At 59.6% G+C, this 15,791-nt stretch carries 16 protein-coding genes; all 16 read right to left on the reverse strand.

Features of this window, described 5'->3' with window-relative positions; genetic code table 11:
* Positions 1-14: 14 nt before the first annotated feature.
* Positions 15-296, reverse strand: a complete 282-nt coding sequence (locus CORAM0001_RS02510) for a hypothetical protein (RefSeq protein ID WP_040360902.1) — start codon at positions 294-296, stop codon at positions 15-17.
* Complete coding sequence (locus tag CORAM0001_RS11390) at positions 296-1,573, reverse strand: hypothetical protein (protein ID WP_005509865.1); 1,278 nt, start codon at positions 1,571-1,573, stop codon at positions 296-298. The genes CORAM0001_RS02510 and CORAM0001_RS11390 overlap by 1 nt, the downstream gene beginning before the upstream one ends.
* The gene (locus CORAM0001_RS02520) at positions 1,573-1,908 is read right to left on the reverse strand and encodes a hypothetical protein (RefSeq protein WP_050773578.1); all 336 of its coding nucleotides are present in this window, start codon (positions 1,906-1,908) and stop codon (positions 1,573-1,575) included. The genes CORAM0001_RS11390 and CORAM0001_RS02520 overlap by 1 nt, the downstream gene beginning before the upstream one ends.
* A 99-nt stretch (positions 1,909-2,007) precedes the next feature.
* Positions 2,008-3,198 carry a hydroxymethylglutaryl-CoA synthase gene (locus CORAM0001_RS02525; protein WP_040360905.1) on the reverse strand — a complete coding sequence of 397 codons (1,191 nt, stop codon included), beginning with the start codon at positions 3,196-3,198 and terminating at the stop codon, positions 2,008-2,010.
* Positions 3,199-3,408: 210 nt separating this feature from the next.
* Positions 3,409-4,464 (reverse strand): hydroxymethylglutaryl-CoA reductase, encoded by a 1,056-nt coding sequence (locus CORAM0001_RS02530; RefSeq protein ID WP_005509971.1) that lies wholly within the window; start codon positions 4,462-4,464, stop codon positions 3,409-3,411.
* A gap of 93 nt (positions 4,465-4,557) precedes the next feature.
* Positions 4,558-5,643 (reverse strand): phosphomevalonate kinase, encoded by a 1,086-nt coding sequence (locus CORAM0001_RS02535; RefSeq protein ID WP_005510032.1) that lies wholly within the window; start codon positions 5,641-5,643, stop codon positions 4,558-4,560.
* A 12-nt stretch (positions 5,644-5,655) separates the two neighbouring features.
* Positions 5,656-6,633, reverse strand: coding sequence for a diphosphomevalonate decarboxylase (mvaD, locus tag CORAM0001_RS02540; RefSeq protein WP_005509946.1), 978 nt, complete (start codon positions 6,631-6,633; stop codon positions 5,656-5,658).
* Positions 6,630-7,655, reverse strand: a complete 1,026-nt coding sequence (mvk, locus tag CORAM0001_RS02545) for a mevalonate kinase (protein WP_005509850.1) — start codon at positions 7,653-7,655, stop codon at positions 6,630-6,632. The genes mvaD and mvk overlap by 4 nt, the downstream gene beginning before the upstream one ends.
* A 4-nt stretch (positions 7,656-7,659) precedes the next feature.
* Positions 7,660-8,316, reverse strand: a complete 657-nt coding sequence (gene idi / locus CORAM0001_RS02550; protein WP_005509763.1) for an isopentenyl-diphosphate Delta-isomerase — start codon at positions 8,314-8,316, stop codon at positions 7,660-7,662.
* A 16-nt stretch (positions 8,317-8,332) separates the two neighbouring features.
* Entirely contained in the window at positions 8,333-9,676 is a 1,344-nt protein-coding gene (gene glmM / locus CORAM0001_RS02555) for a phosphoglucosamine mutase (RefSeq protein WP_005509914.1), read from the reverse strand.
* A gap of 100 nt (positions 9,677-9,776) precedes the next feature.
* On the reverse strand, positions 9,777-11,465 hold the full coding sequence (locus CORAM0001_RS02560; RefSeq protein ID WP_005509998.1) for a VanW family protein: 1,689 nt from the start codon (positions 11,463-11,465) through the stop codon (positions 9,777-9,779).
* Positions 11,466-11,508: 43 nt separating this feature from the next.
* Positions 11,509-13,431, reverse strand: a complete 1,923-nt coding sequence (locus CORAM0001_RS02565; protein WP_005509945.1) for an acyltransferase family protein — start codon at positions 13,429-13,431, stop codon at positions 11,509-11,511.
* Between the two features lie 231 nt (positions 13,432-13,662).
* Positions 13,663-14,223, reverse strand: coding sequence for a 30S ribosomal protein S9 (gene rpsI / locus CORAM0001_RS02570; protein WP_005510014.1), 561 nt, complete (start codon positions 14,221-14,223; stop codon positions 13,663-13,665).
* Positions 14,220-14,663: a 50S ribosomal protein L13 gene (gene rplM / locus CORAM0001_RS02575; protein WP_005509852.1), complete on the reverse strand. Its 444-nt coding sequence runs from the start codon at positions 14,661-14,663 to the stop codon at positions 14,220-14,222. Before rplM ends, rpsI begins: the two co-directional genes overlap by 4 nt.
* 321 nt (positions 14,664-14,984) lie before the next feature.
* Positions 14,985-15,272: a WXG100 family type VII secretion target gene (locus CORAM0001_RS02580; RefSeq protein ID WP_005509924.1), complete on the reverse strand. Its 288-nt coding sequence runs from the start codon at positions 15,270-15,272 to the stop codon at positions 14,985-14,987.
* Between the two features lie 73 nt (positions 15,273-15,345).
* Positions 15,346-15,672, reverse strand: a complete 327-nt coding sequence (locus CORAM0001_RS02585; protein ID WP_005510029.1) for a WXG100 family type VII secretion target — start codon at positions 15,670-15,672, stop codon at positions 15,346-15,348.
* Positions 15,673-15,791: the final 119 nt, after the last annotated feature.

Here is a 15,791-nt window from a genome sequence, read left to right on the forward strand (position 1 = left end):
CACTAGGCCACGCTTCAGGACACGCCCCGAATCGACTTCACCGTCGGCGTCCCTTTCCCCGCCCGCCCGAACAACCGCGTAACGGTTCCCTTCGGTCGGGCGGTTTTTTGTTGCTTTTCGACGCCCGTCGCCACCTCCCTCTCCTTAATTTCGCGTGCTTTACGACGCTCCTCCAAACCCTGCAATTCTTTCTGTGCCCTCTGTATCGCCGTATCGAACTCCTGCCTGGTCATTGCAGCAGCGTCGTAATAGGCCTGCCCAATCCGGTCATATTTCGCGGCATGCTTACTCCCCATTACCACTCACCTGCCGTTGGCGAATTGACCGCACCCACAAGCTCCTGGGCGTTGGGCTGCTCAGGGGGTTCGGGCACAGCTGAAGCAGATTCCTGCACTGATGCTGCAGAATCCTGAGCTGGTTCTGGCTCCGGCTCTACTTGTTGTTCTGGCTGTTGTGATTCTGGCTGCGGTTCCTGTGGCAGCTCGATTCCCAAGTGCTTTAGTTTCTCAGCTGGAGGAGGCGGTTCAGGCGCTCCTTCTGGTTCGGGCTCGGGCTCGGGTTGAGGTTCCGGGGCCGGTTCGCAATCCTCCGGTTCCGGTTCGGGTTCCGGCTCACAGCCCTCTGGCGCAGGAGCCGGTGCTGGTGCTGGTGCCTGTTCACACACTGGTTCTTCCGTCTCCGTGCACATGTCTAAGTTGAGCAGCGAGGAGGCGACACTGCCCGCAACACCCACAGCCCCCGCAATTCCGGCGATACTGGCCGCCCCGGCAGCGCCAATGGCACCTCCAACGGATATCCCAGCAGCAACGCCTGCCTCAATCCCAATATCAACGTTGGCAACAACCCCAATTCCACCAGCGATAGCACCGTTGCCACCGGTTACAGTAGCTCCTTCGTCACTCACAGACTCAGCCACCTCTGCACAGGCCGCCGAGGTAGCACCCGAGCTGGCAGGGACAGTAGGAGGCTGCGGCGGGGTGGCGACCACTGCGGCCTCAGTGTCACACGCTGCCTGCTCAAGACACTGCTCGATGCAGGTATTGCGTGCATCGTAGAGCTGACCTGTGGAGTCGACGAGACTGTTACACACCTGCTGGGCCACTTGTGCAGCTTCAGCGCCGACCTCCGGATCGTCGACAAGCGCTTCGCACTGAGATAGGACGCCGTCGGTTTGCTCAGCCATATCTTCGGCCTGTTTTTCGCAATTCTCAAGGACCTCGTCGACTTTCTTGCCGCACTCGCCGACACTCTGCGCGCCATCGGCGGACTGCTGATCCTGATTCGCACAGTCCTGCGCGGCTTTATCGCAGCGTTCCTTGGCGGCGTCGGCGGCATCGCCTTTCAAACCGCCCCAATCGAAAGCCATAGCAATAGTTATCGCGGAGGCTATCAACCCCACAGAGTTGGAGAACTTGGATAGGGCGCTGCCTTTCCAGCCGTCAGCACGTCGCACCTTATCCAAGACTTTGGGCAGATTCTTGCCGATGCCACCGAACCCGCGCTTGGCTCCAATACGGCTTCCACGCCCGATAACACGCACCAATATCGGAAGAATTCGAGCAACCCATGGCATCAGTCCACTACCTCAATTCCACCGAGGTCGGCGCTCCCGTCGCTGTCACAGCCTGCAAAGACACGCCACTGTTCTCGCACTGCCGGAGCATGATTGCCAAGTCCCGCGTACATCGATTGCCCATGCTCACGCAGTCGCGCTGCCGCCTGCTGCAGACGACGCCCCTGGGCGGCAAAACCCTGGCCACAGTCTGCCGCGGAAATATCGGGAGCGCTTCCCCACCGCTCATGGCCGTCACGGCCGCGCTGCTCGATCTCTCGGGCAGCCGCTGTCACTGCATCTTCCGAAAAATGCAGCAAGCCTCCGCCACTGCCTCCAGTAAAACTTGCGGACACGAAAAATCCCCTTCCCCGCGAAAACAGTTCCTATTACTGTTAGGCGCGAAAAAAGGGGATTCGGTTCCGTTGAGGTACTGGCGCGGGTGCCCCCGGGGGCTAACGAGCGCGGTAGATGCGCTTACAACCCTCAACACCGGTGAAGCTGAATGGACCGGTGCCAATCAGGGCGTCGTCTCCCAGGTTTGAGTACTCACCCGGATCTTCATGCGTCACCTGAGCGTGGCGGTAGTAGGTCGGGTCATCGAGCTTTACGCGTTCATCCAGTTCACGGGCATTATCTGCGGCACGCAGCTGGGACTCGTAGCCCTCGACCACATTGCCGGTGAGGAACTCAGCAACCGAGCCGGAACCATAGGAGACAACAGCGACCTTCTTACCAGCCAGGTCCTTCTCGGTATCCAGCAGCGAGAGCAGACCGAAGTAGGCCGATGCTGTGTAGGAGTTACCGATGATGCGGTTGTACTTGGTGGTTGGGCCGAGCTGGCGGGCCTCGTCCTCTGCGGTGAGCTCCACCCCGTTATTGGCCGAAAGCTGCCGGTGCGCCTTGTAAGCCATCTTGGTAAATGGCTGGTGGTAGCTGAAGTAGTCAATCTCGCTGAAGTCCACACCGCCACGGGCACGGTAGTCCTCGTAAGCACCCTGAACAGCGTCGATGTAAGCGCCAATAGAGAGCTTGCCCTCCACCAACGCCTGGCTGCGGTGATTCGGACGCCAGAAGTCCATAACTTCGCGGGTGAAGACGCCCGAAACCGCATCGATAGCCAGGATGCGCGGATTAGCGGTCACCAGCATGGCTACAGCACCTGCGCCCTGGGTCGGTTCCGCAGCGGTGTCCAGGTCATAGCGGGCAATGTCGGAGGCGACAACGATGACCTTCTCCTCCGGATTGCGGGCCACCAGAGCGCACGCGAACTGCAGCGCCGCGGTACCGGAGTAGCAAGCCTGCTTCAGCTCAACAGAGCGCGCGTGCGGGGCAAGACCGACCAGCTCGTGGACATAGACAGCAGCGGCCTTCGACTGGTCAATACCGGTCTCTGTGGCGAACATGATGGTGCGCACGCCGTCGATACCGTGGCGGTCGACGATCTTCTTCACCGCAGCCGCGGCCATCGTCACCGGATCTTCATCAGAGGCAACCACGCTGGAGCGTTCCTGCCCCAGGCCCTTGTGGTACTTTGCCGGTTCCGCTCCGAGTCGGGGCGCAATATCGGCGAGGTCAATGCAGTACGAACCCGTCGCAAAGGCGATGTCATCAATACCGATCGGGGTCACATTGCTTGTTGTCATCAAAACCGTGCCTTCACTACCTCTACAGATTTTTAAGAAATAACGGGCAACGAAACATCCCCATGCCATCAGAACGGCCATCTGAGCAGTCATCAGGCCACGGGATATTTTGCCCACAAAATGTTAATTGCCTACTACAGAAATCTAGCGCGTTAACCTGAGATTTGTCTTAGGTTTTGCGAATTGTCGCAAACAGCTATTCACAAAGCACTACTTCGCACGCTCGATAGAAACGTGCGCCTCCATCAGCTCACCCGGGTTCGTCTGTGCCGCGAGCAGGGAAAGCTCACCGCACCAGACGATTGCCGCACAGCACGCTGCTAGACGACGGGCATTCTCGCCCGGTTCACGGTCCTCCTTGCAGCCCAGCGCCGTGAGATTCTTCTCCACGAAGTCCAAGCCCTTGCCGTTGCCCACGGAACCAACAATCAAATGTGGCAGGGTGCAGCTAAAGCGCACGGAGCCGTCGTCAAGCGCCTCTACCTGCGTCAGCCCCTGCGAACCTTCGACGATATTCGCAGCGTCCTGACCGGTAGCGAGGTAAAAGCCCAGCAGCATATTGGCGTAGTGCGCATTACCGCTGCGCAGCGAACCCGCCATAATGGAGCCGACGAGGTTCTTGCGCTCGTTGAGCTCGGCCAGGCGCTTGGCAGTTGTGCGCAGACGCTCGCGGACAACCGGCTCCGGAATGACGGCCTCGGCGATCACGTACTTACCGCGGCCCAGAATGCCATTGACGGCGGAGGTCTTCTTATCGGTGCAGTAGTTGCCCGAGATAGAGCCATAGCCCAACTCTGGCATCTGCTCCATCAGATAGGACATCAAACGCTCAGATGCCAGCGTGGCCATGTTGTGGCCCGAGGCGTCACCGGAGAAGAAGTCAAAGCGGACAAAGAGCAGACGCGATGCGATCTGGAAGTGAATATCTACCAGCTTGGCAAAACGCGAGGAGGACTCCACGACCTTCTTCAGCTCGTCAGAACGAGACAGGATGTTGTCGCGTGCAACGACGGCATCAGCTGCCGAGTCGAGAGTGAAAATCACCGATCGGGTCATCTTCTCGCCGACGAAAGTGCAGGTAATGCCACCTTCGATCATGCGGGAGACCTTCGCACCACGACCACACGACGGCCACAGCGGGGTCTCGTAAGTCGCCAGCGGAATCTTCACCTCGTCATTCATGACGTTGCCACTAATCCGCACCGGACCAATCCAGCTCAGTGGTACGTGTGCATATTCCAGGTCGTGCGAGCTCTTTTCAGCCATTGTCCTAAGCGACCCTTTCTAGCTGCATGCAGCTTCGGTTCCCAGCTTCTGTAAATTTCAGCTGTCTTAAATTCTACGGTCAAAAAACTGTGGTCAAAGTTGAGCGGCCAGCCTCAGCGGCAACGACAGGATGCCAGCTGCCTGCCAGCGCGCGGTGATGTCCGCGGCAGTCTCCTCGGCATCGGCACCATTTGAGACTCCCACCAGCGCGATTCCACAGTCACCACCACCGGAGCCGCTGCTCTTGCCTGCGGCCCCCGCGCCATCGGCGATGTCGGCGAGCGCTTTCAGTTTCTCCGTCTCGATGCACACAGCACGCTCACGCTCATAGTCCTGCAGCAGCGTCCGATTCTCACGCAGGCAGGCAAACGCCGCTGTGTGGTCGCCGTCGGCAAGCGCCTGCCAGAGTCTTTCGCTTATCGTCGAGACCCCGCGTACAAAATCACGGTCTGCGCCACCGGCCTTCTTCAACTGCGAGTCAGTCTTCACCGGACTGACCGTCCAGCCGACCAACAGTTGTAGCCCACCGAGGTCAGCGCGGGCATCAATGCGAAGATTCGGCCACGGTGCCGCCACGGCGGCGACAGCATCAGCCGCCACGAGTTCCGCGAGCGCCGTCGGATTCGGCCGACGATAGAGCACCACCCCGCCGTGCGCGGAGCACGCGATATCGCCGCCGGAACCAGCCGCACCAGCCAGAAGCGTGGCCACCATCGCAATCTTGTACACGTCCAGCGAATTGAGCTCCAGACCAAGGTGCGCTCCCAGCGCACGAGTCACTGCCACAGCGACAGCCCCGGAGGATCCCAGGCCATACTTCGCACCACTGTCGGCGTCATCGAGGTCTGATTCAATGACGATATCGATGGAGCGCTCTGGGGTGTTTTCCAGCTCGCCCGCTGCAATGCGATAGACCAGGGAAATCGTATGGGTAGCGATGTCATCTGGTGCATCGATATCAATGATGCGCCCCTGCGGGCCGTAATAGCTGGAGTACACGCGAGAGACCGGCTGCGTTGGGCCGGCATCGTGGCACCGAACCGTCACATAGCGGTCGACTCCTGCGATGACGGCCAGCCCCTCGACATCCATCACCGCATATTCGCCGGTGAGATACAGTTTGCCACAGCCGCGGCCAATCGATTCACCTTCGATAGGTTCGCCCTTAGCGTTACTCAACTACTCCCCCAGCTACACCAGGTATGCGCCGGGGCCGGAGCCGGAAACCAGCACGTCAATGTCCTCGAACTCCGCGCGGAAACGATCTGCGATGGTCTCAGCATCGCCGCTGCGACACAGGACCTTCACGTTCGGCCCGGCATCCATGGTGGCGTAGCACTCGGTGCCCTCGTCACGCAGCGTAGCGACGAGATCGAGAGCCGCCACTGAATCCGGATTCCAATAACGCACCGGAGGAAGAGCCCCCAGCATAGTGGCGTGCATGCGCATGGCATTGGCCTCGGCAAGCTCGCCGACCGCAGTGAAGTCCGCAGCGGCAATGGCGGCCTTCATGTCCTCGATATCACGGGGCACCTGCTCCACCCAAGCCGGGAAGAACGGTGATGTCTCGACTGTGCGACGCATGGCGGCACGGCTGTCAATCTTCTTGCGGCCCGGGGCCAAAACCGCCACGACCAGGGAGAGGTCCAGTCCGGAATCCGGCAGAGCCACTGCGTGGCTGGAAGCATCATCATCGCCGGGCAACCACTCGACGAGGCCGCCGAAAATAGAGCGACAGGCCGAGCCCGAACCGCGACGGGCCAAAGCCGAGAGCTGTTCCGGGGTGTAGTCCAGGCCGTAGGCCTTTGCCGCGGCCAGCGCGAGAGCGCCAAAACCCGACGCGGACGAAGCCAGCCCCGCACCCGTTGGAATCTCGTTGGTGCTGTTCACCTCTGCGAAGCTAGTGCTGCCCGCACGCTCGCGGACCAAATCCAAAAACTTCTGGACACGGGAGAGGTCCTTGCCCACCATCTCCTGGCCGTTCAAAGTGCCCGAGTCTGCGGTGACGCTGGGATCGTCGATAAGCGACACCGTGGTCGTCGTCGGAGCGATGCCCAGGGTAAGGGACAGCGAACCTGTGGCCGGTAGCTGCACGGCCTCATCGCGCTTGCCCCAGTACTTAATCAGGGCGATGTTGGGATGAGCGACGGCGGTAGCGGTCGTGGTCACGAGGGATTTACCTCCACAGTCCAAGTAGTAACAGCATTGGCGCCCATCATGGCATGGCTAATCAGTTCCGCGTGATCGGCAGACTCTGCCAGCGCCATCACGCAGCCACCGCAACCGGCACCAGTGAGCTTTGCACCGTGGGCACCTGCCAGACGTGCGGCAGTGACGAGATCAGTGATGGACTCATGCCCAACACCTAGTTCTTCTAGCGCTTCCTGCGCCGAGTCCATGCGATGCCCCAGACGGGCAAAATCGCCCTTGGCCAGGTTGTGCACCGCGCCATCGGCCAGCTGCCCCAAGTGGTCCAGCAGCTCTTGGCCGTGAACTCGATGGGAATCGACGAAACCACGCACGCGGGCAACGGCCAGCGACGTCGAGCCACGCACACCGGTATCCCCCAGCACCAGCCACATCTTCTTGGCCACCTTCAGCGGATGGAACTCACCCTGCTTGAAGTAAACCGGACGCGATGCACGGGCAACCGTGGCATCCAGGCCAGAGGGGTTACCGTGCGCCAGACGCTCAGCTTCCTGCACCAGGTCAAAGCGCTGACGCTCGGTCAAAGTGCCATCGGCGAGGTCCCGCACTGCGTCGATAAGCGCATGTGCCACAGCGGCAGAACCACCCAGCCCTGCAGCGGGCGGGATACCGGAGCGGAGACGAACCAACAGGTCGCGTTCGGGAATACCGAAGGTGCGCAGCCCTGCTCGGAGTGCAGCGGCGATCGAGGCAAAGCGCTCCGGCAGCTCGTCAATGTCAATGACCTCGCCGTCCATGGAAAACAGGACTGGAGAATCCTCCACGCGGTCAATCCACGCCATCGTGCGCAGCGACGTCACCGGCAGCGCGATAGCCGGCTTGCCATAGACGACAGAGTGCTCGCCCAACAGAATCGACTTGGCATGGCCTTCACCGAATGCGGCACCCTGTTCATTGGCCAGGGCATAGAACTCCCCGGTCTCCAATTCCTCGGACTTGTCGAGGCCGAAGTCGTCGACGCTGGCGTTTTCTACGCTGGTCACGAAGCTACACATCCCTTTCCGAAACCGACTGCGCGGCAGCCTGCGCCTCCGCGGGGCCATGAATACCCGGCACACCCGCAATGTCGAAACCGTACTTGGAGAACTTCTCCGCACCAACACCCCAGACGTGGTTAAACCACTCCGTCATCGGTTCGTTCGCGCGACGTTCTGCGAGCTCCTGCGGGGTCACGTACACCACTTCATCGACCTCATCGGGGTTGATATCCACCGACTTCGGATCGACGATGCCGGCGTACACGTGGTTGTACTCGTGCTCCGCCAGTCCCGAACGATCATCGATGACCTGGTAGATAACGATGCCGATTTCCTCCAACTGGGAAACATCCGCACCGAGCTCTTCCTTCGCACGACGCTCAACGGCATCGGCCACCGGCTCCCCCGGCAGTGGGTGCGAGCAGGTCGCATTCGTCAGCAGCAGTGGTGAGTGATACTTCGACTCCGCACGGCGCTGCAGCAGCATGCGCCCCTGCTCATCAAAGAGGAAAAGAGAAAAAGCACGGTGCAAAATTCCCGGCGGAACGTGTGCTTCAAGCTTGCCGACGGTACCGAGAACCCGACCATCAGAATCGACTACCTCTACCTGGATGTCGGCTTCACCCGGGGCAAAGCGGGCTTTAATGTCCTCTGGCGCGTCATTCATTTCCACACTCCTGACTCTAGACTGCGGCCACAACCGCAGCTAACTCCCCGGCAATCTTGCGGGCCGATTCCGCATCGGCGGCCTCCACCATGACGCGGAAGAGCTCCTCGGTACCAGACGGGCGCAACAGCACGCGGCCGGTGGAACCCAGCTTCTCCTCGGCTGCATCGATGGCGGCCTTGACCTCATCAGACTCCAGAATTGCGGCCTTGTTGGACACCGGCACGTTGATAAGAGTCTGCGGCAGCACCTTCATCACGGAGGCCAGCTCAGCCAGAGACTTACCGGTGCGTGCCATCCGCGCCATGAGGTACAGACCGGTGAGCGTGCCGTCACCAGTGGTGGCGTGATCCGGAATGACCACGTGCCCCGACTGCTCACCGCCGAGCGAGTAACCGCCAGCGTTCAAATCAGCCAGCACATAGCGGTCGCCGACCTTGGTGGCACGCAGGGCAATATCGTTTTCCTCCATCGCCAGCTTGAGGCCAAGGTTACTCATCACAGTGGCCACCAGCGTGTTGTGGTGCAGTAGCCCCTCTTCCTTCATGGCCACGGCCAGGATGGCCATGATTTGGTCACCATCGACGATGTTGCCCTGCGAATCCACAGCCAGGCAGCGGTCGGCATCGCCATCGTGAGCCAGACCCAGATCCGCGCCGTGCTCCAGCACTGCCGCGCGCAAAACCTCAATATGGGTGGAACCGCAGTTGTCGTTGATGTTGTAGGAGTTCGGCTTGTCGTGAATAGCGACGACATCGGCACCGGCGGCCGCGTACGCCATGGGGGCGGCCTGCGAAGCAGCACCATTTGCACAATCCACCACGACACGAATGCCGTCGAGCTTGGTGCTGACCGCACGGGAGAGGTGGAACAGGTAGCGGTCGAGCCCGTCGGGGGCCTCCTCGATGACACGACCCACTCCGGTGCCTGTGGGGCCGGTCTCCGACAGGTTGTGGAGAGCGTGTTCGATTTCCTTCTCCACCGCGTCGTCAAGCTTGGTGCCGCCCGCAGCGAAGAACTTGATGCCGTTGTCCGGCATGGGGTTGTGAGAAGCCGAAATCATCACACCCATGTCGGCACCGTAATCGTCGGTGAGGAAAGCGACAGCCGGAGTGGGCAGCACGCCGACACGCAAAACGTCGACGCCCTGGGAAGCCATGCCGGCAGACAGCGCTGCGGCGAGCATCTCACCGGAGACACGCGGATCGCGGCCAACAATGGCCAGGGGACGACGCCCCGACGGATTCGTACCGCTAGTCAGCACAGTGGCCGCAGCAGCACCCAGCCGCATTGCCAGCGGTGCGGTCAGAGTCTTATTCGCCAAACCGCGGACGCCATCAGTTCCGAAAAGACGTGCCATTGTTGCTAGACCACTCCTTGGGGGTTATGAGTTTTGGTATCGCGGACTATTGCATTGTCAATGCTGTATTACTTTAGCCGGTCGCGCAGGCTAATCCAGACTAGCCACAGGACACAATTGGCTGCGGGTCATAAACCGTAGTCTGAGTTTCACGCGAGATTTCCGAACCAGAGAGGTCCCGAATGACGCGTGTGTCGGAAGTGGTAAAGCCCTGCGCACCCGACGACGGCTGGCAAGAGCTGCCACTGACCTGCATGCGCTGCGGTTGCGTGTATGCCCAACGGCCACCATTAATGGACTCGACGTTGACCTTCTTCACACCCTTGATGCGCACAGTGACGTCGGAGCCAGTAGTAACGGCCTCGATGAGAATCGGAGTGTCGGAGCTGTTCTTAAACGCTAGGTCGATTGCGCCCTCGTACACCGTCGCCTCACGGCCGGCCGGGTAACGCGAAATGTAGTAACTGTGCGGGGTGTGCGCGACATCCTCCATGCCCGCAAAGTACGAAGCATTGTACAAAGTGGTGGCGAACTGGCTAATACCACCGCCGACAGCCTTATCCGCATGTCCGTTGAGGATGATGCCCGACTCGACAAAGCCCTGCGCAGTACCGCGCGGGCCCGTGTAGCCGTTCAGGCTGAATGTATCGCCCGGCGCCACGAATGCGCCGTTGACCATCTGCGACACCAGGGCAATGTTTGTGCCCGATGCCGAACTGAAGCCACCGGTGGTGAACTCACCAATGACATCATCGAAGGTGGCGCCTTCCGCTTGTTCGGTGGTGTAGGTGGCGGGCTGGTCCTCGTAGACCGCATCGAACTCGCGCTTATCCGTCGAAGTCACACGCTCGGCGAAGTCCTTCATAGTTTCATCCCACTTCACAGCTACGCCATCAACCGAGGGGACCACTTCACGCGAACCACCGCTGAAGCGTATCGACGCATTGCGCTTATCAACCTCAGAAGCAGCCAGCCCCTCCTCGAGGATCTCGCGTGCGCGGTCAACATTGATATCGGCAGCCAATCCGCCTGCGCGCGGCACAAAGCTGATGATTTCAGCCATGCGCTCCGGAGGAATTACACCATCTGTGCCATCGCGGCCCTTGGCAACAATGGGGCCCGACACCGCATCGGCGGCTTCTCCCTCAGCTGCCTCACGAACCTGATCCTCACCAATAGCCGGGTCGTGCGCGGTGGTCTCCACATCGATGCCCTCCGGTGACAACCACTTGGCGGCCAAATCCCCACTGACCGCATTGCGGTCGACATCTTGGCCGATGACCGGTGGAGTTGTTTCCACGCGGCCGTCGACAAGCTTGACCTCACCATCGACGGGAGCAATAGTCAGTTCGCCGACGAGACGGTCGACCTGCGGCTCGAACTTAGAGCTATCGATATCGCTGACCAAATCCAGCTCACGGGTAGTAAAGAAACTGCGCACCCAGGTAACTGGGTTCGCCGTCTGCTTGCCCGCCTGCGCGACCGTCTTCTCCCAGTCGATGCTCAGCCCCGCCTCCTGGGGCAGAACCTCCGCCGTGCGTTCGCCGGCACGCAACGCCACTGGATGAGTGGAAAGATCACCGAGCTGCTCTTCGAGCTTCGCCTCAGCGTGATTCGCGCTCAGCGTGCTGATGTCAATTCCCGCAACGGTAGACCCGCGCGGGACATGGTCCTTATTCAGCACGTAATCGACAGCGTAAAACACACCGAAGATCGCGAAGATACCGAGGACGATGCCGAGGAAAATCTTTAATCCGCGGTGATTGGAAGAAGACTTTTGTTTGGCCACAGCCACTTACTTTACCGTGAAAACAGTATTAACTAGATTTTTATTAGATTCCGCAGGTGTCCGGAATGCGTTTCTTGTTCTTCGCATACTGCTGGAAGGCATCGGCCACGGCATCGGCATAGACTTCAGCACCATCCGGGGTCGGGTGGATCAGGTCCGCGCGCAGCTTGGACAAATCGTCTCGCACACCATGGCACCAGTCAGCCACATAGACATTGTCGCGCTTCTTTGCCGCATCGAGGACTTCCTTCTCCGACTGAGGCATCCACACGCGATCACCGTACGGGTTGATTAGGACAACGATGCGGTCTTCACCCAGCGAATCGAGGATTTCATCCAACAGGTGTTCGCCCGATGCCGCAGCCGACTGGTTGATACCAAGACCCAGCACGACGAATGGATCGAGCGTGCCCGCCGCCTTCATACTGGCGATAATCTCCGGCGCGGCCGGATAACCACGGGAAACAGCCGCATCGATGTAGATGCCGGGCAACTTCTCCTCCAACGCAGACGCCGAGGCGAGCATCACAGAGTCGCCGATAGCAGTGACCTGGTCACCACGCGGCATAACGCGCTTGGCCAACTCGGCCTCCTCCGCCTTCTGTGCCTGCGCTCGGCGCTCAGCTGCCTCTTGTAGCTGTGCCTCCAAACGCGTCATCTTCGGCGCCGTGGCCATTCCCACAACTGCACCAGCCACGACGACCAGCGCCAGCCCTGCTGCAACGCGCGGCTTCCAGGAACCGGCAAACTGTGTGCCCGAAAACTGCGCCATCCAACGGCGGTAACCCATCCGGCGAATTGGCGATTCCACATTCTTGTACGACCAATTCGCCAAAAACAGCGATAGCGCAATACCTGCGCAGGCAGCGAGGTTCTCATACTGCATGGCCTCATTGCGCTCCAGCAGTTCACGGATGAGCACAATGACCGGCCAGTGCCACAGGTACAGCGAGAAAGAAATCTTTCCCAGCCAGCACAGTGGCTTGAACTCAAATATCTGACGCACGGGTGAGACACCGCGAACGACAAGATAGAGAATCGCCGCCGACAGCAACGAGGCGAATACCAACCCACCGCGGTAAGTCGCCGACGCGGTATCCGACATCATCAGCAAAACCAACGAAAGGAAAATCAGTGGCAGCGAGGCCACTACGAAAGCCTGGGCGGAACTGCCAAAGAAATCCCGCAGGAGGGGTTCCGTGCGTGGCCAGGAGTCCGCCTCTGCGCGTGACGACGTCGATGTCAACCACAATGCGAGGGCCGCGCCAAACAGGAGACCAAAGGCGTGAGTATCGGTACCGTAGTAGACCCGCGTGGGGTCGACCTTCGGGTCGTAGAGCGAGACCATCCACACGAAAGAAGCAACTGCCCCAATGCCCGCCACTGCTGCCAGCTTGCGAGATGCCAGCTTCAGGGCGAGAAGAGCCACAAAGATCAGTGGCCAGAACAAGTAGAACTGCTCCTCCACCGACAGCGACCAGTAGTGCGCTAACAGCTGCACTCCGGAATCCGCGAAATAGGACTGAGAGCCAGCAATCTGCGTCCAGTTATTGACGAAAAAGACCGTGCCGAGAAACTGCGTCGACAAGCCAACAGCGGGATCCCCGCCAACCAGACCTGCGACGGCGATTGAAATAAACAACACAAACATCGCAGCCGGGGCGATGCGACGCAGCCGACGGAGCCAGAAATCCTTTAGATCGATGCGCCCTGTGACCGCGCGTTCGCGCACCAGAAGCGAGGTGATAAGAAATCCGGAGAGCACGAAGAAGATATCCACACCGATGTAGCCACCGGGCAGCACATTATCGAAGTAGTGGTAAATCACCACTGTGGCAACGGCCAGACCGCGCAGCCCATCAATGCCTGGTACGCGTCGAATGCGGAAGGGATGCTTCGCCACCGACGACGAGCTAGAGGAGCTCTTCGCGTCGGAGGCCTTGGTGGCTGTGGTACTCACCGCCATACGGTTTCCTTCTTCCCATCGCATTTCAATTGCACTGCAATCGCACTTCCATCGCACAGCAATCGCACCGCGAAAAACGATTCTCGTGGCAGTTTTTAACGGATAAAAGTCTAACGTACGGGGCTTGTCCCGAAAATGCAGCCATGCCTGGTCACGGCGGACTTTAACCCAAAAAAGCACCCCGGCTTGCGTGTAATACGCAAACTGAGGTGCTTTTCGAAGCAGTAAAGCTTAACGCTTGGAGTACTGCGGTGCGCGACGGGCCTTGTGCAGACCAGCCTTCTTGCGCTCGACAGCACGGGCGTCGCGGGTGAGGAAGCCAGCCTTCTTGAGAACGCCGCGCTCCTCCGGGTTGAACTCGTTCAGGGCACGAGCGATAGCCAGGCGCAGAGCACCGGCCTGACCGGACGGGCCACCACCGTTGATGTTGGCCTTGATGTCGAACTGGCTCTCGCGCTCGACCAGGACCAGCGGGTCCTTAATTTCCTGCTGGTGCAGCTTGTTCGGGAAGTAATCCTCGAGCTCGCGACCGTTGCAGACAATCTTGCCGGAACCAGCGGTCAGAACGACGCGGGCGACAGCGCGCTTACGACGACCGACCGTCTGAATCGGACGATCCAGGGTCAGCGGTGCAGCCGGAGCAGCCTCAGCCTCGGTCTCAGTAGCAACTGCATCGCCGATGGAAGAGGTGAACTCTTCGGTGGCAGCAGCAGCGGCAGCCTGAACATCATCGTAGGAAGCCTCGGTGGCCTCTACGTTCTGGTTCTCATTGACGTCCTGTGGGTTGGTCACTGTGCCACCGCCTTGATCTCGTAGTTTTCAGGCTTCTGACCGGCGAACGGGTGCTCGGAGCCGGCGAAGACGTGCAGCTTCTTGATGGACGCACGCGAAAGCTTGTTGTGCGGCATCATGCCCTCAATAGCCTCAGCGATAACGCGCTCCGGGTGAACCTCGAGGGAACGACCCAGGGTCATCGACTTCAGGCCGCCCGGGAAGCCCGAGTGGCGGTAGCGCATCTCACGTTCCCGCTTGTTCGAGGAGACGTGCACCTTATCGGCGTTGATGATGATGACGTGGTCACCGCAGTCGACGTTAGGGGCGAAGTAAGCCTTGCCCTTACCGCGCAGCAAGTCTGCGGCGTGAGTAGCCAGACGGCCGAGAACAACGTCGGTAGCGTCGATGACGTACCACTTGCGCTCGATGTCACCGTCCTTCGGATGGAAAGTAGACAACATGACTCCTTTTAGGGTCCGTGTAGATTTGCCAGCCACCGTGCACACTGTTGTTATTCCTCGGCGGCCGGTGGAGACCCGAGGCAACATTCACGTGTGCGCACACAATTCGGCTACTTTACCTTGAGATGGCGCTAGAACAAAAAATGCCAAAGCCAGTCTCAGCTGCAAACTGCTGAAACTGGCCTCCCCCCCCCCCCCGGAGTGCTGCTAGCAAGAATACTTCATAGGCAGATACCTAATTGAGGATCTCAATTGAGCAATGTCCTCCCCTCCCCCGATTACATCGCTCAATAAGAAGGGCCTCAATCAGGATCCAAACTATCCCCAGCTAGCTGCCGCGCGGCGGTTAATATCCGCCATTCGCTGACTACCTGCGCTGACAGTATCCGCGATAGTCGTGAGAATCATATTGAGCTCTTCAGCTGCTGTGTCCCATTCACGCTGAGCCTCCTGGTAGGAATCCGAAGATTCACCCTCCCACGTAGAGACCATCGGCGCGATGCGCTTCTTCAAATCTCCGAGCAGCCCGTTGATGGTGCCAGAAGTGGACCGAATGTCATCCGCAGCACCGTCGATTCCGCCGAAGCTGTACCTAATTGGTTGCATTAAGAACCCTTTCCCCAAAAGGTGATGTGTGTTGTGTGATTCAGTGTTGTGGTTGTGCGATTCGACAAAACGTTTAGAGGTTCAGCAACGACGCACCCGCTGCTGCCACCTGCTTGAACGACGACGCCCCCTCGTCCTCGCCCGCATCGAAGCTGCTGGAATTTGCGCGGATGTTATCCGCGATATCCGTCAGCGCATTGGATAGACGCATAGCTGCGTCATCCCAACGAAGCATCAGATCATCGAAGCTGTCTTTAGCCTGGCCCTTCCATTCCCCCGCCAGACCGTCCACTACGCCTCGAATACGCCCCAGCTCGCCCTGTACTTCCGAGTTGACGCCATCGACGTCCCCTGCGGTAGTGGTCATTTGATCTGATTCGGCTGCAAATAGGTTTGCCACTGTTTCCCCCTTTTTCGTGTTGAGTGACTGATTAACGACGGCATTTTTACCTCCCCGCGCGAGCCAGCCAGCTTCCCGCGTTAAAAACCCGTCATATTGTTTGGCGCGAAAAATCCCGA

Source organism: Corynebacterium amycolatum SK46, from assembly GCF_000173655.1.
GTDB classification, from domain to species: domain Bacteria; phylum Actinomycetota; class Actinomycetes; order Mycobacteriales; family Mycobacteriaceae; genus Corynebacterium; species Corynebacterium amycolatum_A.

What these genes read in the sequence shown, in the direction of transcription:
- CORAM0001_RS02510 (WP_040360902.1), bottom strand. Translation starts at nt 296, where the DNA reads ATGGGGAGTAAGCATGCCGCGAAATATGACCGGATTGGGCAGGCCTAT.
- CORAM0001_RS11390 (WP_005509865.1), bottom strand. Translation starts at nt 1,573, where the DNA reads ATGCCATGGGTTGCTCGAATTCTTCCGATATTGGTGCGTGTTATCGGG.
- CORAM0001_RS02525 (WP_040360905.1), bottom strand. Translation starts at nt 3,198, where the DNA reads ATGACAACAAGCAATGTGACCCCGATCGGTATTGATGACATCGCCTTT.
- CORAM0001_RS02530 (WP_005509971.1), bottom strand. Translation starts at nt 4,464, where the DNA reads ATGGCTGAAAAGAGCTCGCACGACCTGGAATATGCACACGTACCACTG.
- idi (WP_005509763.1), bottom strand. Translation starts at nt 8,316, where the DNA reads ATGAATGACGCGCCAGAGGACATTAAAGCCCGCTTTGCCCCGGGTGAA.
- glmM (WP_005509914.1), bottom strand. Translation starts at nt 9,676, where the DNA reads ATGGCACGTCTTTTCGGAACTGATGGCGTCCGCGGTTTGGCGAATAAG.
- CORAM0001_RS02565 (WP_005509945.1), bottom strand. Translation starts at nt 13,431, where the DNA reads ATGGCGGTGAGTACCACAGCCACCAAGGCCTCCGACGCGAAGAGCTCC.
- CORAM0001_RS02580 (WP_005509924.1), bottom strand. Translation starts at nt 15,272, where the DNA reads ATGCAACCAATTAGGTACAGCTTCGGCGGAATCGACGGTGCTGCGGAT.